23 protein-coding genes are annotated in these 12,784 nt (G+C 59.6%); 8 read left to right on the forward strand and 15 right to left on the reverse strand.

The window, feature by feature from the left end:
* Positions 1-5 precede the first annotated feature (5 nt).
* On the forward strand, positions 6-290 hold the full coding sequence (locus ACLM45_RS01185) for a DUF427 domain-containing protein (protein ID WP_038004869.1): 285 nt from the start codon (positions 6-8) through the stop codon (positions 288-290).
* A gap of 4 nt (positions 291-294) precedes the next feature.
* Here the strand turns inward: ACLM45_RS01185 and ACLM45_RS01190 are convergent, their stop codons facing one another.
* On the reverse strand, positions 295-531 hold the full coding sequence (locus ACLM45_RS01190) for a hypothetical protein (RefSeq protein WP_415410175.1): 237 nt from the start codon (positions 529-531) through the stop codon (positions 295-297).
* Positions 532-657: 126 nt separating this feature from the next.
* Between ACLM45_RS01190 and ACLM45_RS01195 the strand changes: the two genes are divergently transcribed.
* Positions 658-927, forward strand: a complete 270-nt coding sequence (locus ACLM45_RS01195; RefSeq protein ID WP_415410177.1) for a DUF1651 domain-containing protein — start codon at positions 658-660, stop codon at positions 925-927.
* A gap of 202 nt (positions 928-1,129) precedes the next feature.
* Here ACLM45_RS01195 and ACLM45_RS01200 read toward each other — a convergent pair whose 3' ends face one another.
* From ACLM45_RS01200 to ACLM45_RS01210, 3 genes are read right to left on the reverse strand one after another with little or no spacing between them, the layout of a single operon-like run.
* On the reverse strand, positions 1,130-1,651 hold the full coding sequence (locus ACLM45_RS01200; protein ID WP_415410179.1) for a DUF924 family protein: 522 nt from the start codon (positions 1,649-1,651) through the stop codon (positions 1,130-1,132).
* Complete coding sequence (locus ACLM45_RS01205; RefSeq protein WP_006041083.1) at positions 1,638-1,955, reverse strand: hypothetical protein; 318 nt, start codon at positions 1,953-1,955, stop codon at positions 1,638-1,640. The genes ACLM45_RS01200 and ACLM45_RS01205 overlap by 14 nt, the downstream gene beginning before the upstream one ends.
* Positions 1,952-2,191, reverse strand: a complete 240-nt coding sequence (locus tag ACLM45_RS01210) for a hypothetical protein (protein WP_006041084.1) — start codon at positions 2,189-2,191, stop codon at positions 1,952-1,954. The genes ACLM45_RS01205 and ACLM45_RS01210 overlap by 4 nt, the downstream gene beginning before the upstream one ends.
* A gap of 57 nt (positions 2,192-2,248) precedes the next feature.
* Here ACLM45_RS01210 and ACLM45_RS01215 point away from each other — a divergent pair, with 57 nt between their 5' ends.
* The 3 genes from ACLM45_RS01215 to ACLM45_RS01225 all read left to right on the forward strand — a co-directional run bounded on the left by ACLM45_RS01215 (position 2,249) and on the right by ACLM45_RS01225 (position 3,364).
* Entirely contained in the window at positions 2,249-2,620 is a 372-nt protein-coding gene (locus ACLM45_RS01215; RefSeq protein ID WP_415410180.1) for a hypothetical protein, read from the forward strand.
* Positions 2,621-2,784: 164 nt separating this feature from the next.
* Positions 2,785-2,979 (forward strand): hypothetical protein, encoded by a 195-nt coding sequence (locus tag ACLM45_RS01220; protein ID WP_415410182.1) that lies wholly within the window; start codon positions 2,785-2,787, stop codon positions 2,977-2,979.
* 43 nt (positions 2,980-3,022) lie between these two features.
* Positions 3,023-3,364, forward strand: a complete 342-nt coding sequence (locus tag ACLM45_RS01225) for a hypothetical protein (RefSeq protein WP_415410183.1) — start codon at positions 3,023-3,025, stop codon at positions 3,362-3,364.
* Positions 3,365-3,741: 377 nt separating this feature from the next.
* Here ACLM45_RS01225 and ACLM45_RS01230 read toward each other — a convergent pair whose 3' ends face one another.
* The 11 genes from ACLM45_RS01230 to ACLM45_RS01280 all read right to left on the reverse strand — a co-directional run bounded on the left by ACLM45_RS01230 (position 3,742) and on the right by ACLM45_RS01280 (position 9,655).
* The gene (locus tag ACLM45_RS01230) at positions 3,742-3,909 is read right to left on the reverse strand and encodes a hypothetical protein (RefSeq protein WP_415410184.1); all 168 of its coding nucleotides are present in this window, start codon (positions 3,907-3,909) and stop codon (positions 3,742-3,744) included.
* Positions 3,910-3,977: 68 nt separating this feature from the next.
* Positions 3,978-4,178, reverse strand: coding sequence for a hypothetical protein (locus ACLM45_RS01235; protein WP_006041092.1), 201 nt, complete (start codon positions 4,176-4,178; stop codon positions 3,978-3,980).
* 116 nt (positions 4,179-4,294) lie between these two features.
* Entirely contained in the window at positions 4,295-4,954 is a 660-nt protein-coding gene (locus ACLM45_RS01240) for a Na(+)/H(+) antiporter subunit B (RefSeq protein WP_415410186.1), read from the reverse strand.
* Positions 4,951-5,508 carry a hydrogenase subunit MbhD domain-containing protein gene (locus ACLM45_RS01245; RefSeq protein ID WP_415410187.1) on the reverse strand — a complete coding sequence of 186 codons (558 nt, stop codon included), beginning with the start codon at positions 5,506-5,508 and terminating at the stop codon, positions 4,951-4,953. The genes ACLM45_RS01240 and ACLM45_RS01245 overlap by 4 nt, the downstream gene beginning before the upstream one ends.
* Positions 5,498-5,821 (reverse strand): monovalent cation/H(+) antiporter subunit G, encoded by a 324-nt coding sequence (locus tag ACLM45_RS01250; protein WP_415410188.1) that lies wholly within the window; start codon positions 5,819-5,821, stop codon positions 5,498-5,500. The genes ACLM45_RS01245 and ACLM45_RS01250 overlap by 11 nt, the downstream gene beginning before the upstream one ends.
* Entirely contained in the window at positions 5,818-6,066 is a 249-nt protein-coding gene (locus tag ACLM45_RS01255) for a hypothetical protein (RefSeq protein ID WP_415410189.1), read from the reverse strand. The genes ACLM45_RS01250 and ACLM45_RS01255 overlap by 4 nt, the downstream gene beginning before the upstream one ends.
* Positions 6,063-6,512 carry a Na+/H+ antiporter subunit E gene (locus ACLM45_RS01260; protein ID WP_415410190.1) on the reverse strand — a complete coding sequence of 150 codons (450 nt, stop codon included), beginning with the start codon at positions 6,510-6,512 and terminating at the stop codon, positions 6,063-6,065. Before ACLM45_RS01260 ends, ACLM45_RS01255 begins: the two co-directional genes overlap by 4 nt.
* On the reverse strand, positions 6,509-8,023 hold the full coding sequence (locus ACLM45_RS01265) for a proton-conducting transporter membrane subunit (protein WP_415410191.1): 1,515 nt from the start codon (positions 8,021-8,023) through the stop codon (positions 6,509-6,511). Before ACLM45_RS01265 ends, ACLM45_RS01260 begins: the two co-directional genes overlap by 4 nt.
* Positions 8,023-8,385, reverse strand: a complete 363-nt coding sequence (locus ACLM45_RS01270) for a cation:proton antiporter subunit C (RefSeq protein ID WP_415410193.1) — start codon at positions 8,383-8,385, stop codon at positions 8,023-8,025. Before ACLM45_RS01270 ends, ACLM45_RS01265 begins: the two co-directional genes overlap by 1 nt.
* A complete protein-coding gene (locus ACLM45_RS01275; protein WP_415410194.1) occupies positions 8,386-9,402 on the reverse strand; it encodes a TerB family tellurite resistance protein in 1,017 nt (338 codons plus the stop codon).
* A 52-nt stretch (positions 9,403-9,454) separates the two neighbouring features.
* Complete coding sequence (locus ACLM45_RS01280; protein WP_415410196.1) at positions 9,455-9,655, reverse strand: hypothetical protein; 201 nt, start codon at positions 9,653-9,655, stop codon at positions 9,455-9,457.
* Positions 9,656-10,075: 420 nt separating this feature from the next.
* Between ACLM45_RS01280 and ACLM45_RS01285 the strand changes: the two genes are divergently transcribed.
* The 3 genes from ACLM45_RS01285 to ACLM45_RS01295 all read left to right on the forward strand — a co-directional run bounded on the left by ACLM45_RS01285 (position 10,076) and on the right by ACLM45_RS01295 (position 12,770).
* Positions 10,076-10,249 (forward strand): DUF2256 domain-containing protein, encoded by a 174-nt coding sequence (locus ACLM45_RS01285; protein ID WP_415410198.1) that lies wholly within the window; start codon positions 10,076-10,078, stop codon positions 10,247-10,249.
* Positions 10,250-10,974: 725 nt separating this feature from the next.
* Positions 10,975-12,012 carry a metal ABC transporter substrate-binding protein gene (locus tag ACLM45_RS01290; RefSeq protein WP_415410199.1) on the forward strand — a complete coding sequence of 346 codons (1,038 nt, stop codon included), beginning with the start codon at positions 10,975-10,977 and terminating at the stop codon, positions 12,010-12,012.
* A 2-nt stretch (positions 12,013-12,014) separates the two neighbouring features.
* Entirely contained in the window at positions 12,015-12,770 is a 756-nt protein-coding gene (locus tag ACLM45_RS01295; protein WP_415411451.1) for a metal ABC transporter ATP-binding protein, read from the forward strand.
* Positions 12,771-12,784 lie beyond the last annotated feature (14 nt).

Genomic DNA, 12,784 nt, shown 5'->3' on the forward strand with positions numbered 1-12,784 from the left:
AATCGATGCAGGCAGTGTTCAACGGCACGGTGATTGCCGAGAGCGACGACATCGTGATGGTGGATGGCAATCCCTATTTCCCTCGGGCGTCGATGAACGCCGACTGTTTTCGGGACTCCAGTCACACCACGGTGTGCGGCTGGAAAGGAACCGCCCGCTATTGGGATGTGGTGGTCGGTGATCAGGTGATCACGAATGCGGTGTGGAGTTACGAGTCACCGAAGCCCCAGGCGGAACAGATCCGCGAGCGTTTCGCGTTTTATCGCGGCAAGGGTGTGGAGCTGAGCTGAGTATTCAGCGTTTTCGCTGGCGGCGGTTCGCCTTGCGTGTGCCCCCGTACTGATAACCGGGTTGGGTCTCAATCCGCGACCAGCACTGAAGGCAGATCAAGGTCCATGTTTTGATCATGCTGCTGCGCACGCGGTAATGCACCGTTCCAATGCTCTGGCACAGGGCGCAGGGGATCATCTGGTCTTTGGGTTGGCTCTCGCTGACCTCAGAGGTGTCGTTGGGTTGTGGCATCAACGGCATGGCTACCTTGCAGAAGCATGCATCGACCCATGAGCAAGGCCACATAACTGCTGATGGCTGATCCTCTTCATGCGTGATTGCTGAAGAGTGCGCTCAAGTCCCAGCGAATCCCGACAGGATTCGTGCATGTGGACATCCAAACCCGATCAATACCAGAAACCCCAGGTCTGTGGAGGTCAGGGCTGGTTGATGAACCGGCAAGAGGGTCTTGTTGTGCGCTTTCAACAAGCCACGCCAACGTCCCAAGCTGAATGGGTCTGGGTTGAAACGGGTCGTCTTGTTGCACCTGGCCAGGCCACTCCTGAGCATCGGAGACGGCTGTTGCTCGTCAATGCCATCAAGGCTTTCGAAACGATGCGCCTGACGGGATGGGAGCGCACCATCGCCCACTGGTGATTGGCTCGAAAATTAAAAAACTCTGGAAATAGCCCTGTTCTTGAATTTTGAGAACCTTTCTTGTCAAGTATTAATGCTTAATTCGCTCGAAAATCGTTCGTGTTGCTACACGGCTCTCATGTGAATGGGTAAAAGTAGGGATGGAAGCGTTTCACTTCCAATGCGTCGAACGGGTGAGCTGAGGGGCTTGCCCATTCCCTTCTCACCGCCTTTCCGCTCTGGTTGCGGACTTCCGCCAGGGATAGTGCCCGTGTCGCAGCAAGACCTCTCGGTGGTGACGGGCGATCCTCGCCGTGTCGTCGTCAGCCCACTCTTCAAGGAGCGGAATGGCGCTCTCGACGGTTTCGATGTCCTCGCTGTGCAGTAAAGGCATCAACCAGAACTGCCGCCGGGCACGTTCCGTTTCCCTCTGGACCCAACCCTGCCGCAGCGAATCTCTGCTGAGAATGACTGCTCGTGCATCCCCAGCGAAAGCTCTTAACTCTCCACGCCAAACATGGCGGCTGAACTGATCGAGCAGCAGGACCAGCGCAAGCGCAGAAGCAGCGTCTTGCGTCCAGTCCGCCAGGTCTCCGGCTTGAGCCGAATAACAAAGATCGCCGAATCTCTCCTTGATGTTTAGGTCGAAGTGAGGGTTGTGCCTGAACCACTGCCAGGGGTGGCAGTCTTCAAACCAGAAGCGAAGAATCCCATCGGCCTCTTTGGCCGGTTCAGTCAGAACCACGAACCCGCTTCACCGCCAGGCCGGCTTCGCTGGCTGTGATCGCCGACAGCAGAACCAGGCCGACCAGCCCAATCAGCTGATTCTGGGGATCGGCGTCCGGCTCGGCGTTCAAGCCCAGTGCGGCGCCGGCAACAAACCAGGCGGTAGCCAGCGCCGACGTGATCCAGTAGGCCTTCCAGCGGCGTTGGTAGAGGTACCCCGCACCCAGGCCGGGAACCACGTTCAGCACAACGGCTACCCAACCAGCTGATGCCCCCAGGATCTGCTCCGGGCTGGGACCTGTTTTCGTTTCCTGTGATGTCATTGCTTGTTCCGGCTGGCGGCGTAGGCCACAGCCCCTCCGGCGACGAGGGTAAGCACACCGGTGCTTAGAAGGAACCCGGTCAGCATGATCAAACCAAGAAAGGAGCCCAGCAGCGACATTTTCACGCGCAGCAGTTTGGATTTGATCAGCAGCATCAGCAGCAGCATCACTGTGGCTTTAAGGCCAGCGATCTTCGCGGCGCTGATCGGGCAGAAAGGGCAGAAGGGAGGGAGCATCGACGGGCGGTGCGCAAAGGTGCGACCCTTTCACTCTGACGTGTTCACTCCTCCGCTGTGGCTCGATGTCTGGGATGGCTTGCCGCGATCTTCGTGCTTTTTCTCTGCATCGTTGTTCCCCTGAAACCTGTCTCGGCGGCCTGGATCTGTGATGGCGATCCGCTGACGGCGCAGGACCTCAGCCTTGGACGGGAAGCGATTGGTGTGACGGCGGCTCCGCTTCCGAACAGCACGGCTGGCACCGTGCCCGGTGATGGCGTTTTGCTCCACTGGCGCGGCGTGACGCTTCAGCTTCCTCGCACCAACAATGCAGGGACACCGAGTTACACCGATGGGCGTTGGTGGTGGCAGGTGGAAGATCCATTGCATCCCGATTTCCGAGAGCGGCGCGGCTCCGTGATCAGTTACGCCTGCGATGCCTTGGAGTGAGATCAGGCTCCCGGGGCCAGACCCTGAAGCAGCACGTATTCATAGATCGCCGCAGCCAGAACAATCAGTCCGATAGCACCGAGAAGCAGTCGTCCGTCCATGGTGGTATCAAGGCAGCCGCAGTGGGCTTAAAAGCAATTCATGATGGTGTTTTCAAAAGCCAAGTGCACGATCCACGCTGGATTCTTGTGGCCTGGGGGGTCGTGGCTCTGGCAGCTGCTCTGCGGTTCTGGCGGATAACACGGCCCTTCCGCATCAGGCTTTCATCGCCGAATCGCCTCACGTCAACCGATCTCGATCAGGCTCGCGCATCGTTGGAGCGCTCCTGGAGCGAGGGCGACCGTCGCGGTAGCAACTAAACAGTGCCTTTCCCGCCGTTACATTGAAGGAATGAATCCCTCGATGTCACGTCAGCAGATCGAAGAGGAGCTTGAACAGGCCCGGGAAATGGGACGCTGGCTCAGCGATGAGGAACGCGATCATCTGGCTGCACGGAAGCAGGAGGAGCGCCTCGCTTTCGAGCATGACCAGCAACTACGCAAGCGACTCATTGTTCTGGCGGGGGTGTTCTTGCTGATTCCGCCGTTGTGGCCCGTGTCAGCTGGCCTGGCTGTGTATCTGCTGTTCCCCCAGTCGTTCCGTCGGCTGATGGTGTTGGCCGGCGGCAGTCTTCTTCTGCTGATCGCCCTCGGGATTGGCACCATGGGCGTTGCTCTAGCACTGCTATGGGCGGTCCTGAGCTGATGTCAAGCAGCGTCAGGACCTTAAGACAATGTTTGATCTGCTGCAAAAAAGTTTGATCTGCGTCACCCTTTGAGCGTCCGCGCGTGTGGTGACGCAGACCGCGGACGGAGGCTCACCCCTCGGATGCTTCCGGGGTCGGAGCCTTCATGGCCGGCGCATCGGGGTCGTAATCGACTGCTTCAGACTCTTGAAATTGCATCATGTCTTCATCCTCCAACGTGGTCGCAGCAGGATTTGCGCACGTGATTACCGCTAAGCAGGCAGTGATGATTAGAGCTGCAAGATGACCCAGGCGAGAGAGCAGCCAACGATGAGCGAAACAATGCCCAGCAGTGCTCGCCAGAACCGGGGGTCGTTGGGTTGAAACACCAAGCACGTCAGGCGCAGGTGTGGATCAGTTTGATCGAGCCGTTGTCCACCTGACGGAGCAGATCGGTGCGCAGGCGTTGGTCCTGATCGTCCAGTTCCTGCAACATCAGGACCGAGCGGAAGCTATCGACGGTGATGCGGCTATGCAATTTGGCCTTCAAGTACAGCTCAACCATGGTTGAAACCTTGCGGCATCAAAACTAGTCAATGCCAACAGGCCAATGTGACGAGTCGAGCGGACTCCTCAGCTCTGGCCCCCGGGGATGAAGGGGGGTGGTCCCTGGCGCATGATCCAAGTGGTGGCCGCTTTCTGGGTCTGCCAGGCCTGCATCAGTTGCTTGGCAAGCTGCCGAAGTTGATCAGGATCCTGGGTGGTATCGAGGGCCCGATTGAACTGTTCAATCTGAAACCGTTGTTCCGTACTGAGTTGAATGCTGCCATTCATCGCGATTTCCAGTTGCGAATGACTACAACGTACGGGCTTGAATCAAACGATTTGTTGCAGATCACACGCTTGTGACCGCCTGTCAGCACATGCGCACTTGCGATCTGCTAATGCGCCTATAGCAGCCCGCGATGTTGCACGAAGCGCTGGATCATCGCCCACGAGCCCAAAGTCACCTTCAGGGCTACCAGCAGATTCAGCAGTGGAATCCAGCCTCCGCTCAGCAGACTCCCGAACTCACCGCCCCCTGGCGACAGCCCTTCGAGGGCCAGGAAGGACACAACAACGAACCCCATCACCGCCGCTTTTTCCCAAAGATCTGCATGCCAGCGTTTGTGGAGACGGCGACTGCGTTCATTCCCGCCGCTGATCAACACAAGGCCGATGGCAGTGCCGCCGGCAACGCCGGCGGCGAATCCACCTCCCGGGCTCAGGTGTCCGCGCAGCGCCAGCTCCACCCCTACCAGGGCTGCCAGTGTTGCCACCTGTTCACACACCACCCGCGAGGGAATGTCGCTCAGGCTCCGGATCCGTGTCCGCAGGGGTTCGTCTCGCAGCAGCATGCACACACCGATGGATGCCAAGGTGAACACCACCACTTCGCCGACGGTGTCGAACAAGCGGATGTGCAGGATCACCCCCGACACCAGATTGGGCACCCCTCCTTCGGCCGCCAGCCCGCTGATCAGTCCACCCATACCACCCACCTGAGGCAACGGTCCTGTCAGCGGTGCCGCGAAGAGCGCGATGGCCGCGAGCACATAGAGCCAGATCATGAGGTTGGCTCCTCTGATGGAATCAGCACCCCGCCGTTCTTGCGCCAATGCGCGTAGCCCGGACTGTTCTCGAGACGTTGCTTCAGGGATGGCTGAACAATCGTGAGGCGACTTTGATCCTCCAGCCATCCGTGGGGGGCTGTGCCCTGGCGCACCAGCCTGAGCCGCAGGTGCAAAGGCTGGATCCAGTGGCTCAGAACCTGGGCTTCAGCATCGACCGTTCGCACTATGGCTCCCTCTGTGGCCCCCTCCATTGCGGTGCTGCGCCGATCCTCGAGGCGCAGGGTCATCGACGAGCGCAGGGCGATCACATAAAGGGTGGTGGACAGCAGTGTTCCCACCATCGCTTCGGTGAGGGCCACATCCGGAGCACCCAGGAGCACGAAGAGCAGTGTGGACACTGATCCGAACACGCCCCGCAGCATCAGGGCCTGGTAGGGGTTGTCCTGGCAGACCATCAGCACCGACACCAGAGGCAGCAACGCGGTGATCGGCAACAGCAGCCCCAGGGAGCCTTGAAGACTCAACAGGGAGAGATCGAAATCAGGAAGCATCACCCAGCTCCCGCGCTTTGGTCTTCAGCGAACCGCTCAGGTGAACACCTCGGGCGACCACGTAGCCGAAGATCGTGTTCCACAGCATCAACCCCAGCATGGCCAGGCCGTAGAGCGGCCACCAGTCGGGGCGTCGAATCAGTAGCCCCAACAACATCAGCAACGATCCGAGGGAATCGGAGACCGTGAGCTTGTGCAGCCGCTCGAGCAGGGGACGCACCTCCAACAGAGGCCAGCTGCCCCAGAACCAGAGAAACAGTCCCGCCATCAGAAACAGCAGGCTCGCTGCCTCCTTCAGGAGCACAACACTCATGGCTCTCTTTCCTCCAGAAGCCTGGCCAGCAAAAGCATTCCAGCGTCACCGGCACTGAGCATCAGTGCCCCCACCAGGGCGAGCATCCGATCTCCGCGCATCACGGCCACCACCAGGGCCAGCATCGCCATTTTCGTGCCGATGCTGCCGAACGCCGCCAGTCGTTCCCATGCGCCGCAGTTGCGGCACAGCAGGGCAATCGGGATCAACAGGGCGAGCACCATGCCCCAGAGCAGCAATGTCATTGCGGTGACCTCCCGCCAGCCGGCGCTCGCCCCCGGCGTTGTGCTGGGCGCAAGCGATGGATCCGGTAGCGATGGTGCGATCCCTCCACTCCATCCTCAACGCGCACCAGGTCGAGCACCAGGGTGAAGGGTGTGAGGGTGATGGCCAGCAGTTCCAGAAACACCACCAGCGGTGTGGCGGTGCCGCTGGCACGATGCTCAGTTTCATCACAGTGTTCGCGACCACCAGCAAGGATCAACGCCACGGCTTCGCCGTAGGCCTGGGGAATGGCAAGCAGGCTCTGCCACAGCGCCTTAAGCAGCGGCGCAACATGGTCGTCGTGGTGATGTGCTCTTGGTAACAGAATCGCCACCAGCAGACCGAACAGCAAGTTGGTTCTGTTTGTGTCGCCTGTGAGCAACACCCACAGCAGCAGCCGGAACCCCAGGCTCAGAACCACGGTCATCCCCAACCCTCCATGACATGCAGGATCAGCAGCATTCCGGCTCCCACCACAGCCAGGCTGCCGATCAGATCCTGGAGTGATTCCAGATCCGGCCAGCGACGTTCAAGCGCAGGCCGCCACCGGTGCAGACCTCGATCCAATAGCAGACCGAGGGCGAACACCAGTCCAGTCATGGCGAGCTTGTGAGCGTCGTGGGTGGGGGCAACGGCGAGGCTCATCAGAGCCGATGCACCGATCAGCACCACCAGGAGCAGAGTGATGCTGCCCCCTGACGGTGACAAGACTGCGTGGCTGCTTCTGTTGCTCCCGCTGTGGGCACGCCACGGAGCACCCCAGAGCCTGGCGTACACCGCCACACTGCCGATGGAAGCCAGGAGCACGGCCGCGGCCCAGAACGGTGGCAACGCAGACTCCAGCTCCGATTTGGTGGTGGAGCCGATCAACCAGGGGAAGCCGGCAATCGATAGGGATCCGATCCAGAGGGGAACCTGCAACCTGGCCGGCAGGGGATGCTGACGCCAGGTGTTGAGGTCGGTGGAGTCCACGCCTCCACTCATCAGAAACAGCAGGGCTTTGCCGAGTCCGTGCGCGAAGGCCATCAGGCCACCGGCCACCGGTGAGAGGGCCACAAGCCCCATCTGGGACAGCGTGCTCCAGGCCAGAAGTCGGCGCAGGTCGGTTTCGGTGAGCGCTCGCAACAGGCCGAGTACCGCACTGGCGATGCCGATCCAGCGAATGAGTGGAGTCAGTCCTGGGTCGATCTGCATCAGTCGCAGCAGAGGCAGAACCCCGGCGGTGACCACGACCCCAGAGTGGAGCGCGGCCACTTCCGGTCTGGCGGCTGCATGACTGCGAGGAAGCCAGAGCCCTGGCAGGAACAATCCGCCCTTGCTGAAGAGTCCGAGAAGAATCAGCACCTGGGCGCTGCCGAGCTCCAGGCCTGCCAAGGCCTCCATGCTGAAGCTGCCAGTGCGCACATACACCAGTCCGGTGCCGATCAGGTACAGGGTCATGGCCGTGCTCGCGACCATCAGATACCGAAGCGCGATCCAGAACGAACGCGGTGCCTCCCGGCGAAGTTGCAGCAGGAAAGCTGCGATGCCCACCACTTCCAGAGCGACATACAGACTGATCAGGTCTGTCACCACGAAGCAGGTGTTCAGTCCCCCGAGCATTACGGCAGGCACCAGGGGGCCAGCGGCTCCCTCAAGGTTGCGGCTGGCCAAACGGGTGGCGGCGAACACCACGCCATTGAGCAGCAGAAACCAGGCAGCCGTGGCATCGATGCTCAAGCTGATGCCGTTGTTGCCGATCAGGTTGAGGCTGATGCTTTCGCCCAGCAGCAGAGACGGCAGCGCCATCAGCACCGTGGCCAGACAGCAGAGCAGCAGAGGCAACTCTCCCAGCGCCGGTACGAGAGCACCGAAAAAGGCCAGCAGATAAGGCGCCAGCAGCCAGCCCACCACCACCGCCGGGGTGAGCAGGGACACCAGAATCGCCTCAGGGGTCATCAGCACGGTTCGTCCCTGTCAAACGTGCCCACATCCAGCATTGGGTCACGGACGGAGAGGCGGCTGATCACCACGAGCAGCAGGGCTTGGGTGGAGAGTCCGATCACGATCGCCGTGAGAATCACGGCCTGGGGAATCGGGTCTGCGACAGCGGCCAGAGCCTGATCGGTCTCGCCGTTGGAGAGAATCGGGCTGCGCAGACCGGTGCGGGCCGCCACCAGCACAAAGAGCGACACCACCGATCCGCCCATCACATCCATGGCCAGCACCTTCAGGTAGAGGTTGCGGCGGAGCAGCAGTCCGAGAAATCCACTCAGCAAGCTCAGCAGAATCAGCAGTTCAAGGAGGCGGATGGTGGCCATTCAACGGCTGACCGACGTGGACTCTGGGTATTCGGCGCTTCGACCCCTTGCAGGAACTGCAAATCGATCTCTCACCACCTCGAGCGGGTCGCTGAAGTGATCCCAGGGATCAATGCCGCGGATCAGGTCGGTGTTCACATGACTTCCATGCTCGAGCCCTGCGAAGACCCTGTCGGGATCCAGTTGTCTCCACTCCCCCGGGATGAACGGAGAGACGCCGATGCCGAGTTCAAACTCGGCCATCACGAACATGATCACATCGAAGGGATCCAGGCGCTCGAAACCGGCCTGGAAGCCAATCACGCCGCCTTCCTCAGCGGCCGTCGTTCCATAGCCTCCGAGCACATGGCAGCAGTCATGGCGAAACACCGGTGGTGGTGGTCCTCCCAAGGCTCCGGGAAAGGCGAAGTCATTGCGCTCGATGAAGTCGGCGTAGGCCTTGCCGAAGCTGCCGGGTGGATAGCCGCGCAGGGTCTGGAAACGCTCGACCATGGCGCGGTCCCCATGGCCGCTGAGCACCTTGAGGGTTGACACAAAGGCTGGAAGACCACCATCACGCACCGTGGCTTCAATTGCCTGCCGTAAAAAACCACGTCTGGCGATGTCGAAGCGAACGATCGTCTGGCGATCCAGCATCACGTTTCTGTAGGTGGTTACCGGTCGTGCATCGACCCCAAACGCCTCGGCAGCAGCATCCAACAAGGAGAGGGTCTGGGGGTCAGGATTGCCGTCGAACATGGCGACGAGCGTCATCCCCCGCAGAATCCGTTCTTTCCATTCGGGATCGGGATCGCAGGCACTGACGGCCTGCGCCATGGCCGCTGGCTTGAGGCTGGGGCGTTGTTGCAAATCACAGTCCACCTGCAGAAGGTGGTCGCGGGTGGCGGTGATTCCTGCAAGGGCGCGTTCCGATGGCTCACCCCGCAAGCGAGCCACGGTCATCAAGCAGGACAATCCGCTCTCCGCAAGACAACGCCGAAGCTCGCTGCTGAGGAGCCGTCCGGGATGAATGACCATGGCGATCACCGGCGCTCATCCACCAGTGATAGCCATGGGATGGGAAACAGCGTCAGATGCTGTAGCGATACCCCCGATAACGCAGCTCAGTGGTTTTGCGTTCAGCCTTTTCTGGCTGATTGGCATCCAGTGATTCAGCGTCTCGCTGGTCTTTCGCCATCACCTGCTGAGCTTTTCTGAGAGCCTCAGCCTTGATCTGACGAGATTTGGTTAATTGAAGGGTGTTCACAGCTGAACTCCACAGTGTCCACACCCCCGTTGCTTGGTGCGGAGCGGACTGCAGCCTTACGGCTCAACGTGCCCGTATCATACGCCGATTGGCAAGGGATCGTTCCCCGATGGACGGTCTGTATGCCCTGCTTCTTTCAGAGCAACCCCCAGCGTGGCCGCGGCTGAGGACGAGGCCTACCGGTTCGCAAAGGATCACGATCAAGCTGATGGATTTCATCGATCAGGTTTTGATCGATAGGGGTGTGATCGTGATGCTCTGGATGAAGCCGTTCGAGAGACGCTTTGTGCGGAATGAGGATGGACCCTCTTCTTTCATCAGTGCATCAGTTTCAGCTTTTTGATGTCGGTGAGCATCGTGACTTTCCTTCGCGGACATGACCAAGAATTAGACGCTTCTTCGCTAGCCAGACAGCGGACACCTGTCATGGTTCCTGATGTTTCAATGACTCGCTCCCGTGATCGCCCCAGCAAGATCTGCCCTGTCTGCGGGCGTCCTTTCCAGTGGAGACGCAAGTGGAAGGATGTGTGGGACGACGTGAAGTACTGCTCGGAGCGCTGCAGACGGCATAAAAAATCCCCCGCAATGAAGTCGGAGGACTCTTCGCCGGCGTCGTAAGACCCCATCACCCGGCCTTGGGGTCAACGCTAAAGAGAAGTTTCTTCAGCGCCACCCTTGCGCTCATGAATAGGTCTGGTGTGAGTGTTTGCGCAACCCCCAGATCTGGTGTTGACAGAGGCTGGCTGAATGGATGAAAAGCACTTTCGGTGGCTTGTCTTGTTCGGTGCACCGTATGTGGTGTGGTTCGGCAATTTTTGAGGGGGGGATGCTGTCCTGATGCCATAAAAAACCCCGCCGAAAGGCGGGGTTCAGGGTCAGCAGGTCAAAGAAGTCTTTCCTTGTTTCGACTCTGTGAAACTGCTGAGCTCCTCACACAAATGCACTCTTGCGCCAGGACTGTCACAGTGCCAGTTGGCTCAGGACGGTTGTTGGCCTGTCCCTTGCAGTTGCGTTGTTGATGAAGAGATATGAAGTGCTCGATCCTTGCACTTGTGCCGATTCTGCGGGTGGCGGTTGAATGGACCCGAAGGGTTCGGGTGGCTGCATATGTCGAGCGGTATTGCACAGTTTTTCGAGCAGGCTTTGTCGAATGTCAATTGGGCTGGATCTTTGACAGTTATTCTGTTGATGATCACGATCACGATGGTGGGTTATCGCATTAATCACCCGATTCTCTGATATCAAGCCAGAAGACGATTGACCACAGTTTGGTGTCATATTTGAGAGGGTTTGTTTACTGCTGCTTTTGCATTACATCAGGATGGATACACAGCTTCTGATGCATGATCTGGTGGCAGATGCTTTGTTTCGTGCGTGAGTTCTTCGCTTCTAGAATCAAGAACGCTTCTCAGCCGCCATTGCCGATTTGCGACCTGCGCAGCGTCGTGATCCGATCCACTGTTCTCACCGGACTGATCGCTTGTTGCCTGCTGGCAGCCTGTTCATCGCCACGGGGCGAGCAGCGTTCTCGCGACGACCAGGATCAACGTCCCCGAGTTCTCGCCACCTTCACCGTGCTGGCTGATCTGGCCCGAAACGTGGCTGGTGATCGACTGAAGGTGGAATCAATCACCAAGCCTGGTGCAGAGATTCACGGCTATGAATTCACGCCCAGTGACATCGAACGGGCGTCCCGCGCGGATCTGATTGTGGAGAACGGGCTGGGCTTGGAGCTCTGGGCGCGGCGCTTCACGGCCGCGGCCGGTGATGTCCCCTCGGTCACACTCACAGAAGGGATTCAGCCTCTCTTGATCCAAGACGATGCCTATGCCGGCCGGCCCAATCCCCATGCCTGGATGTCGCCGCAGCGCACCGAGCACTACGTGGACCAACTCGTGAAGGCCTTCTCCTCCCTTGATCCAGATGGTGCGAAGACCTATCGGGCCAACGGAGAGGCGTACAAGCTCAAACTCCGCCAGCTGGATGGCGAACTCCGCCAGGCCTTGGATTCACTTCCGAAGCAACAGCGCCTGTTGGTGACTTGTGAGGGGGCATTCAGTTACTTGGCGCGCGACTACGGACTGGATGAGGCCTATCTGTGGCCGGTCAATGCTGAAAGCCAGATCACGCCGCGCCGCATGGCCCGCCTGATTGAACGCGTCCAACGGGACCAGGTCCCGGCCGTGTTCTGTGAGACCACGGTCAGTGATCGAGCCCAACGGGAGGTGGCCCGTGCTGCTGGAAGCCGCTTCGGCGGCAGTTTTTACGTGGATTCCTTGTCCGATCGCAACGGTCCTGCCTCAACCCTCCTCGATCTGCAGCGCCACAATGTGAAACTCATCCGAGAAGGGCTGGGGACTTCCGCCAATCCAACGCCATGACGATGCGCATCGCTGCTGAGCAGCTCTGTGTGGACTACAACGGCTCGGTGGCGTTGTACGACGCCTCTCTGAAGCTTCCATCCGGATGCATCTGCGGGCTTGTGGGCATGAACGGTGCCGGTAAGTCCACGCTGCTCAAGGCTTTGACGGGGTTTATCCGTCCATCGCGAGGACGGATCCGGATCAATGGCTGCAGCATCGCTGAGGCTCAGCGCCAGCAGTCCGTGGCCTACGTGCCCCAGAGCGAAGAGGTCGACTGCCAATTCCCAGTATCGGTCTGGGATGTGGTGATGATGGGGCGCTACGGATCGATGAATGCCCTGCGGATTCCCCGCAGTTCCGATCGGGTGGCGGTTCGCGATGCTCTTGAACGGGTTGACCTTCTGGAGCTCAGCCGCCGACCGATCGGCACGCTCTCCGGTGGCCAGCGCAAGCGTGCCTTCTTAGCCCGCGCCATTGCTCAGCGTGCTGATGTGCTGCTTCTCGACGAACCGTTCAACGGCGTGGATGTGCGCACCGAGAAATTGATGGCTGATCTGTTTTTGCAGTTCCGTCGAGAGGGATGCACGATTCTGATCTCCACGCACGACCTCACCCATGTGCGTGATTTCTGCGATCTCGTGGTGCTGATCAATAAAACAGTGCTGGCCTACGGCGAGACATCCGAAGTGTTCACACCCGAAAATCTGTCTCTCACCTTCGGCGGATTGCCCCCTGATCTGCTCACCGGAAACAGCTCCATGGACGATTCCATTTGACCGTTTTCTCTGGG

This window comes from Synechococcus sp. A10-1-5-9 (genome assembly GCF_047716785.1).
Taxonomy (GTDB): domain Bacteria; phylum Cyanobacteriota; class Cyanobacteriia; order PCC-6307; family Cyanobiaceae; genus Synechococcus_C.

What these genes read in the sequence shown, in the direction of transcription:
- ACLM45_RS01185 (WP_038004869.1), top strand. Translation starts at nt 6, where the DNA reads ATGCAGGCAGTGTTCAACGGCACGGTGATTGCCGAGAGCGACGACATC.
- ACLM45_RS01190 (WP_415410175.1), bottom strand. Translation starts at nt 531, where the DNA reads ATGCCGTTGATGCCACAACCCAACGACACCTCTGAGGTCAGCGAGAGC.
- ACLM45_RS01195 (WP_415410177.1), top strand. Translation starts at nt 658, where the DNA reads ATGTGGACATCCAAACCCGATCAATACCAGAAACCCCAGGTCTGTGGA.
- ACLM45_RS01205 (WP_006041083.1), bottom strand. Translation starts at nt 1,955, where the DNA reads ATGACATCACAGGAAACGAAAACAGGTCCCAGCCCGGAGCAGATCCTG.
- ACLM45_RS01210 (WP_006041084.1), bottom strand. Translation starts at nt 2,191, where the DNA reads ATGCTCCCTCCCTTCTGCCCTTTCTGCCCGATCAGCGCCGCGAAGATC.
- ACLM45_RS01225 (WP_415410183.1), top strand. Translation starts at nt 3,023, where the DNA reads ATGTCACGTCAGCAGATCGAAGAGGAGCTTGAACAGGCCCGGGAAATG.
- ACLM45_RS01230 (WP_415410184.1), bottom strand. Translation starts at nt 3,909, where the DNA reads ATGGTTGAGCTGTACTTGAAGGCCAAATTGCATAGCCGCATCACCGTC.
- ACLM45_RS01235 (WP_006041092.1), bottom strand. Translation starts at nt 4,178, where the DNA reads ATGAATGGCAGCATTCAACTCAGTACGGAACAACGGTTTCAGATTGAA.
- ACLM45_RS01240 (WP_415410186.1), bottom strand. Translation starts at nt 4,954, where the DNA reads ATGATCTGGCTCTATGTGCTCGCGGCCATCGCGCTCTTCGCGGCACCG.
- ACLM45_RS01245 (WP_415410187.1), bottom strand. Translation starts at nt 5,508, where the DNA reads ATGCTTCCTGATTTCGATCTCTCCCTGTTGAGTCTTCAAGGCTCCCTG.
- ACLM45_RS01250 (WP_415410188.1), bottom strand. Translation starts at nt 5,821, where the DNA reads ATGAGTGTTGTGCTCCTGAAGGAGGCAGCGAGCCTGCTGTTTCTGATG.
- ACLM45_RS01255 (WP_415410189.1), bottom strand. Translation starts at nt 6,066, where the DNA reads ATGACATTGCTGCTCTGGGGCATGGTGCTCGCCCTGTTGATCCCGATT.
- ACLM45_RS01260 (WP_415410190.1), bottom strand. Translation starts at nt 6,512, where the DNA reads ATGACCGTGGTTCTGAGCCTGGGGTTCCGGCTGCTGCTGTGGGTGTTG.
- ACLM45_RS01265 (WP_415410191.1), bottom strand. Translation starts at nt 8,023, where the DNA reads ATGACCCCTGAGGCGATTCTGGTGTCCCTGCTCACCCCGGCGGTGGTG.
- ACLM45_RS01270 (WP_415410193.1), bottom strand. Translation starts at nt 8,385, where the DNA reads ATGGCCACCATCCGCCTCCTTGAACTGCTGATTCTGCTGAGCTTGCTG.
- ACLM45_RS01275 (WP_415410194.1), bottom strand. Translation starts at nt 9,402, where the DNA reads ATGGTCATTCATCCCGGACGGCTCCTCAGCAGCGAGCTTCGGCGTTGT.
- ACLM45_RS01285 (WP_415410198.1), top strand. Translation starts at nt 10,076, where the DNA reads ATGACTCGCTCCCGTGATCGCCCCAGCAAGATCTGCCCTGTCTGCGGG.
- ACLM45_RS01290 (WP_415410199.1), top strand. Translation starts at nt 10,975, where the DNA reads ATGATCTGGTGGCAGATGCTTTGTTTCGTGCGTGAGTTCTTCGCTTCT.
- ACLM45_RS01295 (WP_415411451.1), top strand. Translation starts at nt 12,015, where the DNA reads ATGCGCATCGCTGCTGAGCAGCTCTGTGTGGACTACAACGGCTCGGTG.